This window comes from Daejeonella sp., assembly GCF_037719425.1.
Lineage (GTDB): Bacteria > Bacteroidota > Bacteroidia > Sphingobacteriales > Sphingobacteriaceae > Daejeonella.
In genome coordinates this window covers 1-18,961 of sequence record NZ_JBBJNI010000013.1, presented here as the reverse complement: position 1 = coordinate 18,961, position 18,961 = coordinate 1, and the positions used below count along the sequence as shown (strand labels likewise).

Below are 18,961 nucleotides of genomic sequence, written 5' to 3'. Positions count from 1 at the left end.
TTGAATGAGGCCTCCTGTTTAAATACAAGGAGGCTTTTTTTGTGGGTTGGAAGCTGGAGGTATTTAGGTATGATGTCGGAATGCGGATCGCAATATGAGGTTCCCGCCTGCCTGCGGTAGGCAGGCTTTCGCGGGAATGACAGGCAATCTTTTTAAGATTGGCCGAGATACCTACGGCAACGCCCAATTGAACTAAGCATCCCGTTCAGATACAATCTTCCTTTAAAAATGCTAATTTAACCTCCATATCTTAATCACATGCACAAACAACTAGACGTAGTACGAAAAACCAGGACAGCAATCCTAAATCTCATCAGTGATATGAGTACCGATGAGTTAAATAAAGTCCCAACGGGATTTAATAATAACATTATCTGGAACGTAGCCCATCTTATAGCTGCCCAGGATAACATCTTCTATGTTAAATCCGGCCACCCTTTAAAAAACATTGACCAGGAATATTTTGATGCTTACAAGCCCGGATCAAAACCTGGGGCACCAGTCTCGGCTGATGAAATTGAACGGATCAAACAGCTTCTTTTTTCCAGCCTGGATCATTTGGAACTAGATCTTGAAACGGATATGTTCGCTAATTATCCAGCATGGGCTACGCGATACGGAGTTGATATGGAAAGTTCTAACGACGGGCTAAACCTTCTGCCGTTTCATGATGGGCTGCATTTCGGGTATATGATGGCACAGAAGAGGGTGTTGAGATCAGGTTCGACTTTATCTTAACTTCAGCGTCGCTGGTAGCGAATCAAGCCTATAATATTTGTGAGTAATGGCTGTACCATTTACATCAACAATCCTAAATCCGGAGCTGTCGGAGCCAAGCGGCCTGCCTACCGGCCCTGTTGTGATCATTTCGATATTCCCCGTCCTGCCACCTGCATTGCGGTGATAATGGCCGGCAAATATCTTTCTGACTTTATATTTGTCAAACAGCGCCAGATACATCTTTCTCCTGTCGATATCGATATTGAAGTATTCATTTGGCTCATCCGCAGAATTGAGGAAGAACGGGTGATGCATGAAAATAACGATATTCCGGCTTCCTGAATTCTTTCCGTCTTCTAAAGCGGTTCTAACCCAGGCTTCCTGTGCGGCAGCCTCGTTTGGCGCTTTCGAGGGGTCTTTGATAAGCGATGAATTAAGCACTATTCCGAAGATATTACCATTTCTAAAAGTGTAATGATCGGGGCCGAAGTGTTCCTGGTAAGTTCTTATGGCAGAGGCCGTCGGGATATTTTCAACGTCGTGGTTACCGGATACGTTGTATATCTTTATCGCCGGATCAAGCGTCGCTGCGATCCTTTTATATTCATTAATCTGTGCTATATCGCCGGGCTTATTAACCAGGTCGCCACATACGATAACAAATGCAGGCTTAAGACGGTTTGTTTCGGCAATAGCCTTCTCAAAGTTCCTGGTCTCCCTGCTGAACTCCTTGTTCTCATTGAAGAAACCAAACTGAGTATCAGCCATCTGGAAAAATGTGAATTTCTCTGTATATCTTATTGAGGCGCAACTGGCAAAAAACAGCATAAATGCGGCAAAAACGAATGTTTTGTATCTTGATCTAAGCATGGATATTTGTCATTTTAGCTGTGAATTTAAGGAAATAATTATCTTGTAAGATGAATCGGGGTAAACATATTTATTTAGTTTTGAATAAAAATTTACGATGAAGCTGAGGTCTGCTCATATACTTATAACACTTCTGGCGGCCATGATTCTCACGGCGTTTGTCGCGGATAGCTCTTTGCAGGGACCGATTCCCTTAGCTCGCAAAATTAAAAAGGAGCTAAAGAATAAACCACTGAAAATTTGCGTGATAAGCGATCTCAATGCGAGCTACGGTTCCATCTCCTATCCTGAAGAAGTAAGCCTGGTTATAAGCCAGCTTTCCGACATAGACCCGGACATAATTCTATGTTCCGGCGATATGATTGCCGGGCAAAAAGCATCATTAACGGAACAAAATATAAAGGATATGTGGGCTGGATTTAAGGCTACTGTATTAAATCCTATCAGCAAGTTAGGTATACCTTTTGGGTTTACGGTTGGGAACCATGATGCCTCACCCTCTTTTACAAAAGACAGAGCTATTTCAAAAGCGTTCTGGAAAGAAAATGTTAATGCTATTAATCTCACCTTTGTTGATTCCACCAATTACCCTTACTACTATAGCTATATTAAGAATAATGTATTCATGATGAGCTGGGATGCTGCTGGTGCCGAAATCAAACCAGAAGTTTATCTGTGGATGAAGGCCCAGATGGAGAGCAAAATAGCGAGAAAGGCTCGCTTACGGATTCTGATTGGTCATCTCCCTTTATATGCCATTGTTGAAAGTAAGAATAAACCGGGTGAAGTAAACTCAGATCCGGCCGCGGCCCTGGCGTTCTTCAAAACCTACGGTTTAGACCTATACATCAGCGGGCATCAGCATGCCTATTATCCTGCAGAAAAAGCCGGCATACGCTTTCTGAATATGGGAGCTATTGGCGATGGTCCGCGTAAGCTTATCGGCCGTGCGGCAGAGCCACAAAAATCTTATACAATCATTGAAATACCGGTTAAGAATGCGAAGAAGTTCACCTATAGCACTTATACTCCAGGCAAAGAGGTTGTTAGCATGTCGAACCTCCCGGATTCGATAGTTGGATTTAATGGAATTTCGAGGAAGGATAATTAGGATGTGGGTAGAAGCTTAGCAGGATTAGGATGCATAGGATTTTAAGATGAATAGGCGCCCAGTGTCACCCGCTGGCGGGGGTTTGGGGGTGGATTTGGATACATAGGCTGATATCAGCCGTGTCGGTGCGAGGAGGTACGACGAAGCACGTAACAAAACGACATTCAGTTCGTTAATAAGCAATCAAAGAATCTAAATTTGCTCCATAAATTTTAAGAATGAACGAAGTATATATAATATCTGCAGTTCGCACCCCGATTGGAAGTTTTGGCGGTAGCCTATCATCTTTATCAGCAAGCCAATTAGGAGCGATTGCCATCAAAGGCGCCGTAGAACGGGCCGGAATTGATCCGGGCCAGATTCAGGAAGTTATCATGGGCAATGTGCTGTCTGCAAATGTGGGACAAGCCCCTGCAACGCAGGCTGCAAAGTATGCCGGCTTAACGGATATTCCAGCAACTTCCGTCAATAAAGTTTGCGCTTCGGGAACCAAGGCCCTTATGTTTGCTGCGCAGAGTATCGCCCTGGGCGAAAAAGATATTATAGTTGCCGGTGGTATGGAAAGCATGAGCAATGTCCCGTACTACCTTGATAAAGCCAGGAATGGGTACCGCCTTGGTGATGGAAAGATCATCGACGGGTTGGTAAAAGATGGGCTGTGGGATGTATATAACGATTATCACATGGGCTCTGCAGCTGAGCTATGCGCAACCGACTGTAATATCAGCCGTGAAGATCAGGATGCTTACGCAATGGAATCTTACAAACGATCACAGAAAGCACAGACTGATGGTAAGTTTAAGAACGAGATCGTTCCTGTAGAGATACAAGACAAGAAAGGTGAGGTTACTTCTGTAGATACCGATGAGGAAGTACAGGCCGTTAAATTTGAGAAGATCCCTTCATTAAAGCCGGTATTTAAAAAAGACGGTACTGTTACGGCCGCTAATGCCTCGACTTTGAACGACGGTGCTGCTGCCCTTGTACTGATGAGCAAGAAGAAAGCAGATGAACTTGGCCTTAAGCCTCTTGCAAGAATAATATCTTATGCTGATGCTCAGCAGGCGCCGGAATGGTTCACCACCTCCCCGTCTAAAGCTATACCAGCAGCCCTTGAACGTGCAGGCATTGCTGCCGGTGAAGTTGATCATTACGAGATCAATGAAGCCTTTTCTGTTGTGTCATTGGCTAACAATCGCATTTTAGAGCTTGACCCTTCTAAAGTAAACGTTAACGGGGGAGCGGTTTCCATGGGGCACCCACTGGGAGCTTCCGGAGCAAGAATAATAGTTACTCTGATAAATGTGCTTCAGCAAAATGGCGGGAAGATTGGCGTAGCAGGGATTTGCAACGGCGGCGGCGGTGCCAGTGCAATGGTGATTGAAAATCTTTTTAAGTAAATGATAAGATCAGTAATAATTTTAGGCTTCATGTTAGTGCTTGGATTTAACGTCCAGGCACAGCATTCGGCTAGTGCCGGTAACCAGAAGTTAAAGGCTTATCAGGACACCCTCCAGGACCTGAGCTTTAAAATGATTAACGACAGTCTTGAACCTCAGCGGTATAATGCCAGCTATAAGTTAATCAGAACGTTAGTAAGCGCTTTAAAAACTCCTTATTCGTTCAACTTTCCTTTTGACTCTTTAAAGTCAATTTCAGTACAAGCCTCTTCGGATAAGCGTTTCAGGATTTTTAGCTGGCATGTAATGAACGCGGATGGCAGCTACAGATACTATGGGACAGTGCAGATGAATAACCCTGGCGGGAAGCTCCAGATGTTTCCGCTTGTAGATTTCACTTCCGGATTCAAAAAGCCTGCCGACAGCGTTACAACGAGTGCAAAATGGTATGGGGCTCAATACTACCGCATAATTTCGGTGCTGAACAATGTAAAAACACCTTATTATATGCTGTTGGGATGGAAAGGCAATAGTGTTAAGTCGACTAAGAAAGTGATTGACGTCATTTATTTCAAAGATAATAAGGCCTATTTCGGGATGCCTGTTTTTGATGGCGATAAGGAAAACGCTACAAGAAAGCGGGTTATATTCGAATACGACCGCAAGGCATCAATGGTCTTAAATTATGATCCAAAAACTACAACCATAATATTTGACCACCTTGCCCCGCCAGATGATAAACTAAAAGGGCGCTTTGAGCTTTATGGACCTGATTTCTCCTACGATGGTTATCGCCTTGCAAATGGACGATGGCGACTCGTTGAAGATATCGAAGTAAAGAATCAGCCTACAGATCAGGATGAGAATTTTAATGATCCCAAGAAATTTAAATCGGTTGACAATTGACGGTTGACGGCCGGGTAATAGTAAGTTTTTTACGAGGTAAGATGAAACAAATGGAGTGGAGAGTGGGAATAACGTATGGTGAACGGATCCTTCTGTATATAATTTACGCTTTATTCACTTCTTTTTTATTTATTTCACGGTAATCGTATAGTCACCTGAGCCTAAAATGAATTTTACCCCATCGCTCAACTCCAGTACATTACTTGCATATTTGGATTTAGATAATAAGATGCCGTCAAGGAGCAGCGTCTTACCTTTCGGCATAATGATCTCGCCGGAGGTGTTTCCGGGGATAGTTATGCTGTAGTGGACCGCATTTTCCTTTCTTTTCCAGCCGGCTAGAATCTCTCCGTACATGCTTTCGTGACTAGCCTGTACCCACTGTAGATCAGCTGGAAAATAAGGGTGGAATGAAATACGTTTGAATCCAGGCTGGGCAATATCCGGTGCAATTCCCGCTAAATTCTTATAAAACCAGGCGCTTACATCTCCGAACATAATATGATTACGTGATTCTGTACCATTCCATTGCTCCCAGAGTGTCGTTGCTCCCTGTTCTATCCAGTTGCCCCAGCCAGGGAAGGTACGCTGGTTCACAATTTGATAGGCAACATCAGATCGCCCATTATCAGATAAGGCATGCAGCAAATATTTAGTACCCAACATACCGCAGTCCAGATGATCATCCTTCTCTTTTACAGCCGCGACTAACGATGAAACGGTCTCACGTAAAGAATTATCAGTCAAGCCCTGGTAAATAGCACAGGCGAGCGCCGTCTGGCTGCCCTGATCATATATACCCTTGCCATGATAATAATTCTTATTAAAGGCCTCCTTTATTTGGATTGCTAAGTGAGCATATTTCTTTTCATCCTGCACGTTACCAAGAAGCGAGGCCATTTTGGAAAGTAGAACCGCATCTACATAATAATATGCGGTCGAGGTTATTTCTGGTGGTGTTTTTGTTTTCGCAGGTGCCCAATCTCCTAATCCAAAACGGACGATATGATTTGCGGCTCTTGAGCTTAAATAATCAACATATCGTTTAATGTTAGGGTACATTTTTTCGAGAATTCGCTGATCCCCGCCATACTGATACATATACCACGGGATAAGCACCATTGCATTGTCCCAGGCGGGACCATTACCCCAGAAATAACCCCATCCTGAGCTCGGCACTATAGCTGCTAATTCCCCGGATAACCGCTGCTCATCAGCAATATCCTCCAGCCATTTAGTATAGGCGTTCTGTGCTTTGAAATTATAAAGCCCCATTTCAGCCGCAAGATGGGCATCGCCCGTCCACCCATTTTTTTCCCGCTGAGGGCAATCCGTCGGATAACCCATGAAATTGCTTTTATAGGATGACAATGCATTTCGCTGAATAGCGTTCAAAAGGTCATTTGAACTCTTAAAACTTCCGGCAGATTCCAATGCCGTATGTATAATCATGCCCGTTATGGTTTCCTTATCCGGTTTGGCAGGCAAGCCGGTAACTTCTACGTACTGGAAACCATGATAGGTAAAAGACGGATGCCAGTTCTCAATTCCCTTGCCTTTAGAAATATATTTGTCTGTGTGAACATACGAACCTGCCACATGCTGCGCAATATCCGCGTGGTCTACAAGTCCGTTTTCCAGTAATCTCTCCCCATATTTAAGGGTTATTTCAGTTCCGGCCGGAGCTTCTATCTTCAACCGGGCGAACCCCGCGATATTTTTCCCTAAATCAAACAGATACACACCCGGTTGTGGCTCTGTAATTTTCTCTGGAACAACCATTTCAGTGATTTTTATAGGCTGTATCATCTGAGCCTTCAACACACCTTCCGGTCCGCGCATTGTTACGGCCTCATACCAGGCTTTATCGTCGAACCCCGCTTTATCCCATCCTGTTAGCTCCAGGCTAGCATCATAAGTTTCGCCCTGCATAATGCTGTTGAAAATAATCGGACTTGCAGCTACCTTCCAGGATTCGTCCGAAAAGATGATCTCAACAGTTCCATCCTGGTATTGTATCTCAAGCTGTGCCAACAAAACAGGATCATTCTTCCATGGAGCTTGATCGAACCCCCAAACTGTCTTTGTGATCATATTGTACCAGCCGTTGCCTAAAATGATCCCGAGAACATTTTCACCTTTTGATAGCTTTTCGGTCACGTCGTAAGTTGTATACAAAACACTTTTATCGTAGCGGGTAAAAGCAGGGTCAAGCACATGGTCCCCAATTTTTTGACCATTTAAACGGGGGACGTGGTAACCAATCCCTGAAACATAGAACCGGGCTTTTACCACCTTCTTTTGAATATGAAAAGACTTCCGGAATTGCGGTGCCGCTTTAAAGATATCATCCTCTCCTTTTTTGATCAACAATTTTCGTTGCGCCACGAACTTTGCCCAATCATATACCTTTGGAGATCCGATCCACTTACCCTTCCAATCATTCTTCGTTAATAAACTCATCTCGAAGTAAGCAGTTTCATCAGATATTGAGGCCTTATTCCTTTGGTCCCATATCCGGACCTTCCAAAAATATCTTTGTCTTGAAGATAACTCCCTTCCTGTATAAGGAACCAGGACCGAAGCTGCGGATAAAACTTGGCCTGAATCCCATATATCTGCCGTTTCGGCCTTCAGTTTTTCGGGCGATGATGCAACTAAAACCTGATAAGCCAATTGATGAAGATTCCGCTCCTTGCTTTGTATATTCCATGAAAATCTGGGCTGTAGTACATCAATAGCAATTGGATTTGTTAGGTTCTCAACTGAAAGCTTTTTTACATAGACCTGTGCAACAACTGACAGACAAGCTAAGTGAAGTAAAACCAGAAACAGCATCTTTTTTTTCATAGTATATTTAATTCTTGTTATTGTTTTGAGGTCCGTAAACACACCATTCTAAAGGTACTTCGTCTATAAATGATCAGAACTATCTGGAAATAAAAGCGCTGGGCGCAAGAGCAAACACCTCGTCCTGTCATGCAACAGCTGCAATAATGAGTATATAGGCGTATTTTTTTGCCTGTTGCCCCCTATTTCTTCTTAGGAGTAATTCTTAGTAGCCTCGTAACACCCGTTCCGGTCCCTTCCACGGCAAGTACAGTAAATTTAGTTTTATTCCCTTCCTGTGTAAAGTCAACTGTACGCCCCCAGTCCACATCCATAATTTCGCCAACATCAAAACCCAAATGCCCCAGAGTAACATCCGTAATAGCCCTTGCAGATTCGTGGTTTATGACAAACACAAATGCTTCCTTATCATTTGCTCTAACCGTTACCTCCATGTCAGGATTGGAGGAGTATGAATGAGATGACACTTTCGTGTCGTCAAATACCTTATGCATCATATCATAAAGCTGAGAGCGGGACTTAACGTCGTCAGTTTTCCAGGTTTGAAAATAGGTGTCCTGCAGACAAAATCCTAACAGGTATGTTTTACCCTTGCCTGCCTGATTCTGAATAAGGGCTGGCTGACCCGATGCCATGCTAAAAGCAACGGTACCATCGGACACCTTGCAATCCCGAGGAGTCACGACATTAAAGTCGTAATTCAAACCAAATGCTGTCCCCGCAGCTTTGTCGAATTTTTTCACCGGTTCCGGGGGAGGAGGCTTTAAACCGTGAGCCCACTGCGGTGGCAGCATTGAGAACGGGTTCCATTGGCCGTTTTGCACTACCCTGTCTGTGGAAGCGCTGCTAACCCCCAACAGCCTCGCCATAATCTGTAATGGTTTCATATACTCATCCATTTGAGGGACACAGTCTGTAATTACAATCCCACCATTATGTACAAATTTTTCAATATACTTAGCAACCTTGGCCGGTAGCATTTTGACGTCAGCCAATACTAAAATATCATAGCCATTCATCTTTGCATCAACAATTTGCTCTTCGTGGATGATATCCATTTCCCCAAAAGCTCTCATGCAAAGTTCAAAAGTGAGTCCCACATTAAAGTACTCCTCGTTTAACTGTACATACTGGCTTCTCGGAAACAGGAAACAGGCACGCGATTTGACTTTAGGGGCTGCAAGAATTTCAGAACCTACTTTCTGAATAGCACGCAGTCCCTTGCCCAAGTCATCCCAGTGCTGTGCATCCTGAGGAATGTTGAGACCGGTTATGATAAAATTTGACCCGTTTGCAATTGCAGTATATGCGAGTTCGCGCTCACCCCAGTATTGTTTCCGCATTTCAGGGTTAATATAACGCCGAAACCAGCTTTCATTGAACGTACCTAGCCAAAATCCGAGCTCTTTTCCATAGGTGCTGGTCAAATTACGCATCTGAGCCATGGTGTAGTGCATTTGGCTTATACGAGGTTTCGGAAACTTCCCGAGTTCGCCGTAGCGGTAGTCAAACATTGTATAAGGATAAATATCGTATACAAAAACATCCGCAAAATCCGCTCCCCAGTGGAATACATCGTCTATCGCATACTTTGCATCTGATTTTACCCCGCCTCCCATGGTATTGTGGCTGTCATGGGTCATAACGATTTTGGGACGCGGATCAAAGGCCTTGACCTCCTTATAAATTTGCTTCCAGGCAGCTGGGAAAGTCAGAGACTGGAAATTTATAAAATCTAAATATTTCGCTGGATCTCTCTTTGCTGCTAGGTAGCTCAGGGGCATCGAATAACCATATTGATTTTGAAACTCATTTTTTGCCTGAAGACTGTAATCAAAGGAAGTAGTGTCGGCATGAAATGGCTCATCCATAAAAGGGAATATGGAATGTGGAGACTTAATTTTCTTAATATTGCCTAACACTGGCTCGATCATTTGTTTGACTGAATCAATATATTCGGGTGAATAAACACTATATCGAGGCGGGATATTCCTTTTAAACAGCTGGACTCCGTTTGACGTTAGGTCAATCTTCATTCCTAATTTCTGCCCGTAAGTTAATGCCTTCGGCGTTGCCCCTCCCGAACCAAAAGCACCGAATGATAAGTTAGTAAAGCCGTGAAGAATTATATTGTGAATGGTTTCTTCAATAACCTGATCAGTCAGCGGCGGCTTTTCATCCTTCCAGCCTTTTCCTGAAGGGACGGGTGTGAATTGTACTGAAATCGGAAATGAACCTGGTTTTACGAACGGTGTGGTTTCTGGCAATGAATCTGATACTTGCGCAAAGCTCTTCAAACTCACAAACAAGAAAATTGCCGGACTATATCTGCAAAGGTGTTTAATGATCGTCATCTCAACTTACTGCTTTTCGTGACAGCTGTGGACTATTATCACCATCCAGCATTTTGTTTTAATTCCACACCCTGATCCTTATAGAGCTGAATTTGATCAAGCGGTAACGGGCTCAGGTATACTTTTGGATCGACGAAAATTCTCTGACTGTTAGGAGACGGGATTATATAACCCTCTACACCTCCTTCGACTACAGCACTCGATTTCGGGTAGTCCGATGCTTTAATCCATGCGCCACGGTTAATGTCAGCATTGCTTTTAGTATCAGTATAAGCCAATTTCGCCCACCTTCGCAGATCGTTTAAACGGAATCCTTCGTAAATAAGTTCTACCCGCCGTTCGCGTCTAATCTCCCATAGCATCGGGGAAACGGTAGGATCTCTTTTAGGATCGTCATAAGCCGCGCCATTCACTCCAGGTAAACCGCCAATAATCTGAAGTGGAGGCATCAGGATACCTGTTCTCGCCCTCAGCTTATTCATTGAAATGTTTAAATCTGCCTGAGTTAACTGTCCCAATTCCGCGGAGGCTTCGGCATAGTTAAGCAGTACTTCTCCATAACGTATCACAGGTGCATCGGTCGTATTAAGGTCTAACGATCCTTCTGTTGCATCCTTTAGTGCGTCGTTTAAAAATTTATGTGCTACATAACCCGTCGTTCCGCTATTAGCAAAGATACCAGGAAGTCGTATTTCGCTTGCGAAAGTTGCTGTCAGCCGTTTATCCCTGTTTGAGACGACATTTAGTATCGTTTTATCTCCTTTATACAGAGGAGAGACTGATATTGGCAGGCCATCTGAACATAAATAAGTTTCAATAACATTTTTAGTCGGCCCGGTTTGAGATGCTTTATTATTGTAGGTCATGATGGTATGCGTCAGCTTCGCAGTTTCATACACTCTATACATAATCATTTCAGGGTTGCCGGATAATTCAGGTGAACTAAATAGCGCGCGGTAATCACTTCCTAAATTGTATCTGCCCTGGGTAATCAGCTCATTAGCCGCCCATTTTGCCGCTGTTAAATATTCAGTTGCTTTTGCAACGTTGGCACCATGATATTTCTGCCAGGTTCCTTCAAAAAGAAACAACCGTGACATAAAGGCGAGTGCTACATCCCTGTTAACGATCAAGCCTTTCGGGCCGGTAGAAGCATCGACAACCCTGATTTTTTCTGCTGCAAACTTGAAGTCTGCGAGAACGCTGTCCATGACCAAAGTACGCGGATCCCTCGTTTTATAAAGTTCCGGAGAAGTCTCAGTCAGTGGCTTGAAATAATAGGGGACATCACCGAACCTATTGACCAGTTTTGCATACTCGAGTCCTCTGAAAAAACGGCCGACTCCTGTCCAGTGATTAATAGCTTCAGCAGGCATAGGCACCGTTTTTACCTTTTCTATGAATATATTCGCTTTCCTGATCGAGCTAAAGTCCCATCCTCCGCCGGAAGTAGGAACGTTGATAGGAAATGGGTCAGGCGCAGAGGGTCCAAAATCATCGTTTAGAGTCTGTCTGGAAAAATAATCTCCCCCGGTGTAAGATGATCCATACCCGGCAAAATTAGGGGCGTAAAAAGCAGACGCAAATGTCCTTACATTGTTTTCACTGGTCCAGAAGGTTTCGTTTGTAAGCTGATCCAGGGGAAGTTGGGTAAGAAAGTCCTTTTTACAACCTGTAATGAGTGCAGTTAAGATGAATAAATAGGATATGTTCTTCTTCATGATAATATTTTATAAGGTGACCTGTAATCCAAAGGAATATGTTCTCTGATAGGGATATACTCTGTTGAAAGACCTTGCATCGGGTTGTTCGTCGGTATAGTCGATTTCGGGATCTATAGGTATCGTAAGATTGTTTAATTCGAAAAGATTTTCCCCACTTAAATATAGGCGTGCTGAATTCATTTTTATTTTTTCGCTCCATTTCTGAGGAATGGTATAACCCAGAGTGATATTTTTCATTCTTGCATAGGCCATATCTAACAGATACTTGGTTTGTACATTAAAGTTTAAGGCGCTATTATTACCGACCTGATCAGTTGGACGGGGATAAAAGGCGTCCCGATTCTGTGGAGTCCAGTAATCTTCCTGATTCGAATACCATGCTTCATTCCACTGGAATCCTGGAATAAAATTAGGGCCACTTGGCCAATCCTGGCGTTTACCTACCCCCTGCACGAACGTGCTAAAATCAAAACCTTTATAATCTGCACCTAATCGGAGACCATATTGATAACGGGGGGTAGAATTTCCTATGACTCTCAGATCTCCATGGTCACCAACCGTGTTCGCTCCAAAGTCCACTTTACCATCTCCATTCAAATCTTTATATTTTATATCGCCCGGGCTTGGACGAAACCAGGCAACATTTCCGGTAACTTTACTTTGATTCGGCGTTTCGGCTTTAGGGATCCAGTTCCCGTTCGCATCCTGGCCGTTGAAATCACTCTCGGTAAAAAAGCGGTCAGTTTCGTAACCCCATATCTCTCCGAAAAATTTACCCTGGTAATTTGCATTAATGTTCATTGTAGCATTGGCAAATTTTGTGAGTTTTTCTCTAAAATCTGAAAGGGAACCAGACATGTTTAGCTTTATTCCGTTGTCAAAGGCTTTATCCCAATTTAAGGCCAGCTCCCAGCCGACAGTTTGCATTTCTCCGTAATTTCTTACAGGGGACGCCGCTCCAAAGGTATTTGGCAATGTGATACCTCCGGTGATCATATCGCTTGTGGTTCTCCGATACCAATCGAAACTTATTCCTATCTGATCATTTAAGACTCTCGCATCAAGACCGAGATCTAAAGTACTTATAGTCTCCCAAGTTAATGAAGGTGACAAGGCACCAGGAGTGGTGACGGTCCGTTGATTATTGCCATTTACCCACCAATTTGAATTTATTGCACTGATGATAGATAAAAAGCGGTAAGCGCCAACGTCCTGATTACCAATGGAGCCATATGATCCTCTGATCTTAAGAAAGGATAACACGGGCTTAGCAAAATCCATGAAAGGCTCATTAGTGACTATGTATCCCGCAGACATTGAGGGGAAAAATCCCCATTGCTGCTGTTTAGGGAAGCGGGATGATCCGTCGAAGCGTCCATTCATCTCCAACAAGTATTTATCCTTAAAAGAGTAATTAATGCGTCCAAAAGATCCCAGAGTAGACCAGTGACTACGGGAACCGCTCACCAGTTGATCACCGGTAGCAAGAGATATTTCGCCTTGAGAAGGTACCAATAAACCTTGTCTCGTTGAACCATGCCCGGTTGCTTCAAAATACTCAATATCGCCGCCGGCAATCAATTTTACAGAATGGTTTTTGATATTTTTTGTATACGTTCCAAAAAGCTTTCCAGTATTAATCTCATTCCAGTTAGAAGTATAAATCAATCTATCCGTAACGGCAGGCTGAAAGTTATCTTTATATGTCAGGCTGTTAGTCCAGAAGTCAATCCCTGATGTAGGACCACCTACCGAACGAAAATGGCTATTCGTCGAAGAATAGGTATAGTCTCCATCTATCGTTAATCCCGGAATAACTTTAACAGTGCCACCAACTTGAATTCTGGAAAGATTCGATTTCGTCCCATCCATTTGTGCCTGCTCGACCTCAGTGATGATATTCCGGAAAGGCTTGCCTTGATAGGTTCCATAAGGATAGGTTTGGGGATACCGGTATACATTGTACCACGGTGAAATCGGAGGATTTAGTCTGAAATATGGTTGGGTCGTATTCGTATTTGCCACTATCATTTTCGCCCGGGCGTCAAACCAACTGTTGATTTTAGAGTTCAAACCCAACGAAATGTTATATCTGACAAATTTGTCTGGGTTTACTTTCAATACACCCTCCTGGCCCAAATAGCTGAGACCTAAATTATAAGATGTTTTATCGCCTCCGGCGCTTACAGAAATATTGTGCTTTTGTTGCGGTGTATATTCCTTTAGATATTTTTCGCCAACATCCCAGGGTCTGTAAAAGAACAAAAGGCCTCCCCTCATCTCAAAATCGCGACCCAGCACCATTTCATCACCCAAATCCTGACCACCATACAATTGCTCCCATTCCCGCATTTTCTTGACACTCTCATCATCAAAAGAAGCTCCAAGGATAGAATAATTCTGAGCACCGGGAACCCTGCGCCTTAGCGCTGCCAACGCCATTTCTGCACCACCTGCAGCTGAGGCAATTTCCGGCACACTGGTGGGAGCATTAGACGAAAAGTTATTTGAGTATGAAATTTTGCTTGGCATATTTTTTTTGCCGGATTTTGAGGTAATCAAAATCACTCCCCAGGCGGCTCTCGTTCCATAAATAGAAGCTGAAGCTGCATCTTTCAATACTGAGATAGTTTCAATATCATCCGGATTAACCATCTGCAGGTTTTGGACCTCGACATTGTCGAGTAAAACGAGGGGTTCAGCACCTCCTCCATTCAGCGATCCCACCATTCCCCTCAAACGGATATGTGGATTTTTTCCAATGGCACCGCTTTGAGTGGTTATTGTTAAACCCGGAGCAGCTCCCTGAAGGCCCCGAGCCAGGTCAGTGATTGGTCTTGTACCCAAAGTTTTTTGAACATCGATAGTTGAAACAGCCCCGGTCAGATCCGCCTTTTTTTGTGTTCCATATCCCACAATTACAACTTCCTGTAATGATTTCTGATTTTCGATCATAGAAACATTTAATGAAGAGCCATTACCAACGGTATGTTCCTGAGGGGTAGTTCCAAGAAAACTGAATACTAAAGTTTGTCCCTGGTTAACCGTTATTGAATAACTTCCGTCAATGCCGGTACTTGTACCCGAATTAGTTCCTTTGATTTTTACACTAACGCCTGGCAATGGTTGAGAATTTTCGTCTGTTACTCTCCCGTTGATAGTTTTTTGTTGAGCCAAAGTCTGTACAGTCAGGATGAATAGACATAAAAACAATGTGAGTAATCTTAATTTCATGATTTATTGATTAAAATAGATATAAACTCTGCTCGATTTTTGAGTTCTGATTATACAGTTCTCTCTGACTCGGATCTTTTAGAATCCTAAGGGCTTTTATTTTCCTGAGCATTTTATAAGTACACCCTGCCCTGCTGGTAACCAATATGCATTTTGTTCCGACATTTCGATTTGTTCTTTAGTATTTCCTCTCATTGTGCCGTTTAATTTTTTCTTTGCTATTTCTGAAAAATAGGGTACATCTTCCCCTGCGGAAACTACAAATAGTCTCTCATCGGGAATTTTCGTATTCACAATAAAGCGGGCTGACTTTTCCAGGTCGAGGTTGACAATCATCACATATTTATTACCCTTCTCGCTTACAAATTCACCCACCATCAGGGGTTGTTTTGAATCTATGCTCTGGACATGCTGACCGGGCAAGAGAGGGAGAGTGGGGTCTATCGATGCATCAGTAAAATAAACACCTGTTGATTTAAGTTTTTTAACAATCGGACCTAACACAGATAGTTGCCTGTTTACCTCCTGCAAGTAGCGCCAGGTTAAAGTTTTATTCTCATCCTTGTCTATAGGATTGTAATCATATGATAGTCCGTGATATGTAAACCATCTAACACCTCCGGCGCCGGCGGCCAGTGATGTATATGCCTGCAATAGCAAATTCGCCATAGTGGGGATAGTTGTATAGTGACGGATCTGATTACTCGAAACAACATTCCACCATGGGATATTATGTTTTAAAGAAATCTCTCTCACATCCATAATATTGGTATAGTGCGCCGCCGCACGGCTTTTTACTTGCTGATCCATAGAGAACTGGACCATATAGTTATCATAAGAGATCATATGCGGATTGACTACCTTAACAACTTGCTCCAAATACTCCTTATACGTTTTTGTTCCAAGCTGAGATTTTACCTGATCCAACGTCCAAAGAGTGGCATAATTAGGGTATAGGTTAATAGTTGCCATTTTGCCGGGGGCATATTTTCTAACGGCAGCTACCGCAACCGCTAGTTTGGGGAAAGCCAGCGAAGACGGTTCGTCACAGATATGATAACCGATAATGGCTTTACTATTCCCACCACTTTTAACCATTGCTTTCACATAGTCATCAATCTCCTGATCTGACATTTTCATCCAATCACCCCCGGTAAGGTGTTTGCCTTCCGCAGAAATAACAACGCCCAGGCCGAGTTTCTCGCAAAGGGCTATGTTTTGCTTTTTCGCATCAGAAGCATCAGAAACATTGAAATAGCTTGCCGCCATTCCCTTTAGTCCCTTTTCCTGGTCCTTAAATTTATTTTCATGAAAGTCGCGGCCAATAACAAAGTTGTTTACATCAAAAGGGTTTTGCTTTATCGATAATATACCATCATCATCAACCGGCTTAAAGTTGTTGGAGACTTGGGCAAAAGCCGGCACAGTAAGCATTCCAATTATTAATATTACAGATAACTGTAGTCTAAAAAAATTAACTTTTGCGTTCATTTTGATCTAATTGTTATAAAATATCCTATTTATTTATTTATTTGCAGTGACAAAATTTACCAGACCTTTGTACTCTCAAACACCCGGCATTATGACCTGAAAATGCTTTGGGATGTCAATCCTTATTCCCGAACCGGATAACCCCAAGGTTAAAACTAAAGAACAGGGATCATTTAACCGTCCTGTACTGTCATGTACGGTCATTTGTGTTTGCGAAAGGTTTATAGGAAATGTTAAGGCTGTAAAAAGAATTAATTATTTGCTTTTCTTTGTTTTTACGTCGATGCCAAGGATCTTGGCCATAGTATGCCCATAAATTTTTTCCCTCAGGGCTGTAGAAACATTATTTTCATCAAACATCTTTTCGAATCTGTCGATGTTACTTTGTAAATTATTCGGAACCTCATCAGTCCCAAAAACAATATGTTCCCAAGCTTCTGGCCCACCCTTCAAAGTGTGCGGATTAGCTGCTGATTCTTCACTGGACCACCAGAGAATACGGTTCATACGACTGAGTTCATTTAACTTGATAAATTTGTATAAGGTTGATCCCGTAACATCAAAAAACAAATTTGGATTCCATCGAGCAGCTTCAGCTGCTTCATCATACCACGGATTTCCAAAATGCGCTCCCTGAATAGTTGCCCTTGGAAATAGTCGGGCAAGGGTATCGAGGTACATAGGCCTCATTCTCGACGCTGAAGTCCATTGCGGTTCATCTGATATCGTATGAGCCGAAATACCTGTATGAAAAAGCATATGCATTTTATATTCCTCACAAAGCCGATACAACTGGAAATAAACCGGATCATCCCAATTCTGTTGAGGAAAGTGAAACTTAATACCCTTGAAACCATTCTTCTTGAAGGTTTCAATCTCTCGAACTGCAGCAGGGTTGTCTGGCAAAACACGCCCATAACCAATAAACACATCCGGATAACTTTGAATTGCCTCTTTTAACACACCCATATCTTTCACATATGCAATGGCACAAGCCATTGCGTTCCGCGGCCTATAGTTTTTCACCACATCCTCAACCCAGGTTGCCGTGGTGCCATAATGAATGTGGGAATCTATAATAAATGATGGAGGTGGGCTGTTTCTAACCAGACCAGGATTACTCACTGAAGCGAATGAATCCTTTGGCAAGAAACTTCCTAACGTTGTGCTCAGGGAAATTCCGGCTAAAGCTTGAAGAAATTGTTTGCGGTTTTTGATGTTTTTCACGTTTTTTTAATTTAGTAAATGCACATTTTAGTGAGTATATCTCCTGGCTAATTCAGCCGTATCAATCCTATAAAAGCGTCATAGCAGCATCAGTTATTTCTTTAAAACAAGGTCGCCAAACGCATAAGACGAGTAAAATACCTCTGTGTAAAAGCTGGTGATTTTTTCGACAGCTTCGGATTGAGCAGCACTTTTTTTCGTACAGCTGGCAACGTGGATGAACGACGCCATTAGCAAAAAAAATAGATGAGAATCCTTTCTAGCGGCGCTCGAATCATAAAATTTCTTTATTCGTGCAGAAATGTAACAGTTATAATCATCACTAACTATTCAATGAAAAATTCATTTTTTCCTTTTGGAACAAGCAGGGTAGTCACCTTTGAATCTGTATTATATTTTAGCTTTACGCTAACGCCGTTTAGTGATATCCTTGCGGGAGCCATCAAAGAAGAAATAGTCAGAACACCCGGTTTGTCGGATTGCACTTCAAGCGTAACTCCCCCAGAATGCTTTTCCATCGCACATGTTAAAAATAGGTCACTTTGTATGGTTAGACCACTTCCGGCGAACTTGCTCCCTTCAAAATAAACTTTGACAAGATCCCCCCCCTTATTAAGCGAAGCGGTGAACCTTTTTGCATTTGTAATAAATCCGCCGACTGTACCCGCGGGAACTTCCCCTGTTTGGAAAAAGCCCATATCTGTTACGCCATGATGCTCAACCCTGGCACCGATCCAGCCCGGAGCTTCTACACGCGTAACTGCTGGCTGGGGCCCGTACGTGCCTGAAACAGGTTTAGCTTCTGGAAGTATAACCGCCAAAAAATTAGCTACTGATTGATTTGGCTTGCTTGCAAGACTGATAAAACTTTCATTTTGAACATTCCTTTCGCGTATTTTGGCTGAATGGATCTCAGGCGAAACTACGTCAAGAGAGAGACGCGCGTTCGGCTTTTCAATAATCATCCGTTGGTTTTGATAACTTATTGCGCTTTTATTGCCGGCGTTTTGAGGCGCATGAAAAAGCCAACTATAAATGTGACCTTCATTTGAGTTACTTTTCACCTGATCAAAA

The 18,961-nt window shown here is 42.9% G+C and carries 12 protein-coding genes; 4 read left to right on the top strand and 8 right to left on the bottom strand.

Translation table 11 applies throughout. The features are described 5' to 3' along the window. Positions 1 to 258 precede the first annotated feature (258 nt). Entirely contained in the window at positions 259 to 738 is a 480-nt protein-coding gene (locus WKF69_RS03165; RefSeq protein ID WP_340379459.1) for a DinB family protein, read from the top strand. Here WKF69_RS03165 and WKF69_RS03160 read toward each other — a convergent pair. Then, positions 730 to 1,590, bottom strand: coding sequence for a metallophosphoesterase (locus WKF69_RS03160; protein WP_340379458.1), 861 nt, complete (start codon positions 1,588 to 1,590; stop codon positions 730 to 732). The two genes, WKF69_RS03165 and WKF69_RS03160, sit on opposite strands and share 9 nt — an antisense overlap. Before the next feature lie 97 nt (positions 1,591 to 1,687). Here WKF69_RS03160 and WKF69_RS03155 point away from each other — a divergent pair, with 97 nt between their 5' ends. The 3 genes from WKF69_RS03155 (at position 1,688) to WKF69_RS03145 (ending at position 5,007) form a co-directional block, all read left to right on the top strand. After that, positions 1,688 to 2,701: a metallophosphoesterase gene (locus tag WKF69_RS03155; RefSeq protein WP_340379457.1), complete on the top strand. Its 1,014-nt coding sequence runs from the start codon at positions 1,688 to 1,690 to the stop codon at positions 2,699 to 2,701. 218 nt (positions 2,702 to 2,919) lie between these two features. After that, complete coding sequence (locus WKF69_RS03150; RefSeq protein WP_340379456.1) at positions 2,920 to 4,101, top strand: acetyl-CoA C-acyltransferase; 1,182 nt, start codon at positions 2,920 to 2,922, stop codon at positions 4,099 to 4,101. After that, a complete protein-coding gene (locus WKF69_RS03145; protein WP_340379455.1) occupies positions 4,102 to 5,007 on the top strand; it encodes a hypothetical protein in 906 nt (301 codons plus the stop codon). It begins immediately after the preceding gene. 129 nt (positions 5,008 to 5,136) lie between these two features. Here the strand turns inward: WKF69_RS03145 and WKF69_RS03140 are convergent, their stop codons facing one another. The 7 genes from WKF69_RS03140 to WKF69_RS03110 all read right to left on the bottom strand — a co-directional run. Further along, entirely contained in the window at positions 5,137 to 7,857 is a 2,721-nt protein-coding gene (locus WKF69_RS03140) for a family 78 glycoside hydrolase catalytic domain (protein ID WP_340379454.1), read from the bottom strand. Between the two features lie 182 nt (positions 7,858 to 8,039). After that, complete coding sequence (locus WKF69_RS03135; protein ID WP_340379453.1) at positions 8,040 to 10,211, bottom strand: beta-galactosidase trimerization domain-containing protein; 2,172 nt, start codon at positions 10,209 to 10,211, stop codon at positions 8,040 to 8,042. 38 nt (positions 10,212 to 10,249) lie between these two features. Then, on the bottom strand, positions 10,250 to 11,932 hold the full coding sequence (locus WKF69_RS03130; RefSeq protein WP_340379452.1) for a RagB/SusD family nutrient uptake outer membrane protein: 1,683 nt from the start codon (positions 11,930 to 11,932) through the stop codon (positions 10,250 to 10,252). 9 nt (positions 11,933 to 11,941) lie between these two features. Beyond that, entirely contained in the window at positions 11,942 to 15,169 is a 3,228-nt protein-coding gene (locus WKF69_RS03125; protein ID WP_340379451.1) for a TonB-dependent receptor, read from the bottom strand. Positions 15,170 to 15,265: 96 nt separating this feature from the next. Further along, positions 15,266 to 16,660, bottom strand: a complete 1,395-nt coding sequence (locus WKF69_RS03120) for a hypothetical protein (RefSeq protein WP_340379450.1) — start codon at positions 16,658 to 16,660, stop codon at positions 15,266 to 15,268. A gap of 255 nt (positions 16,661 to 16,915) precedes the next feature. Next, entirely contained in the window at positions 16,916 to 17,887 is a 972-nt protein-coding gene (locus WKF69_RS03115) for an amidohydrolase family protein (protein ID WP_340379449.1), read from the bottom strand. A gap of 326 nt (positions 17,888 to 18,213) precedes the next feature. Further along, the coding region (locus WKF69_RS03110; protein WP_340379448.1) for a hypothetical protein at positions 18,214 to 18,961 on the bottom strand (748 nt) is incomplete at its 5' end.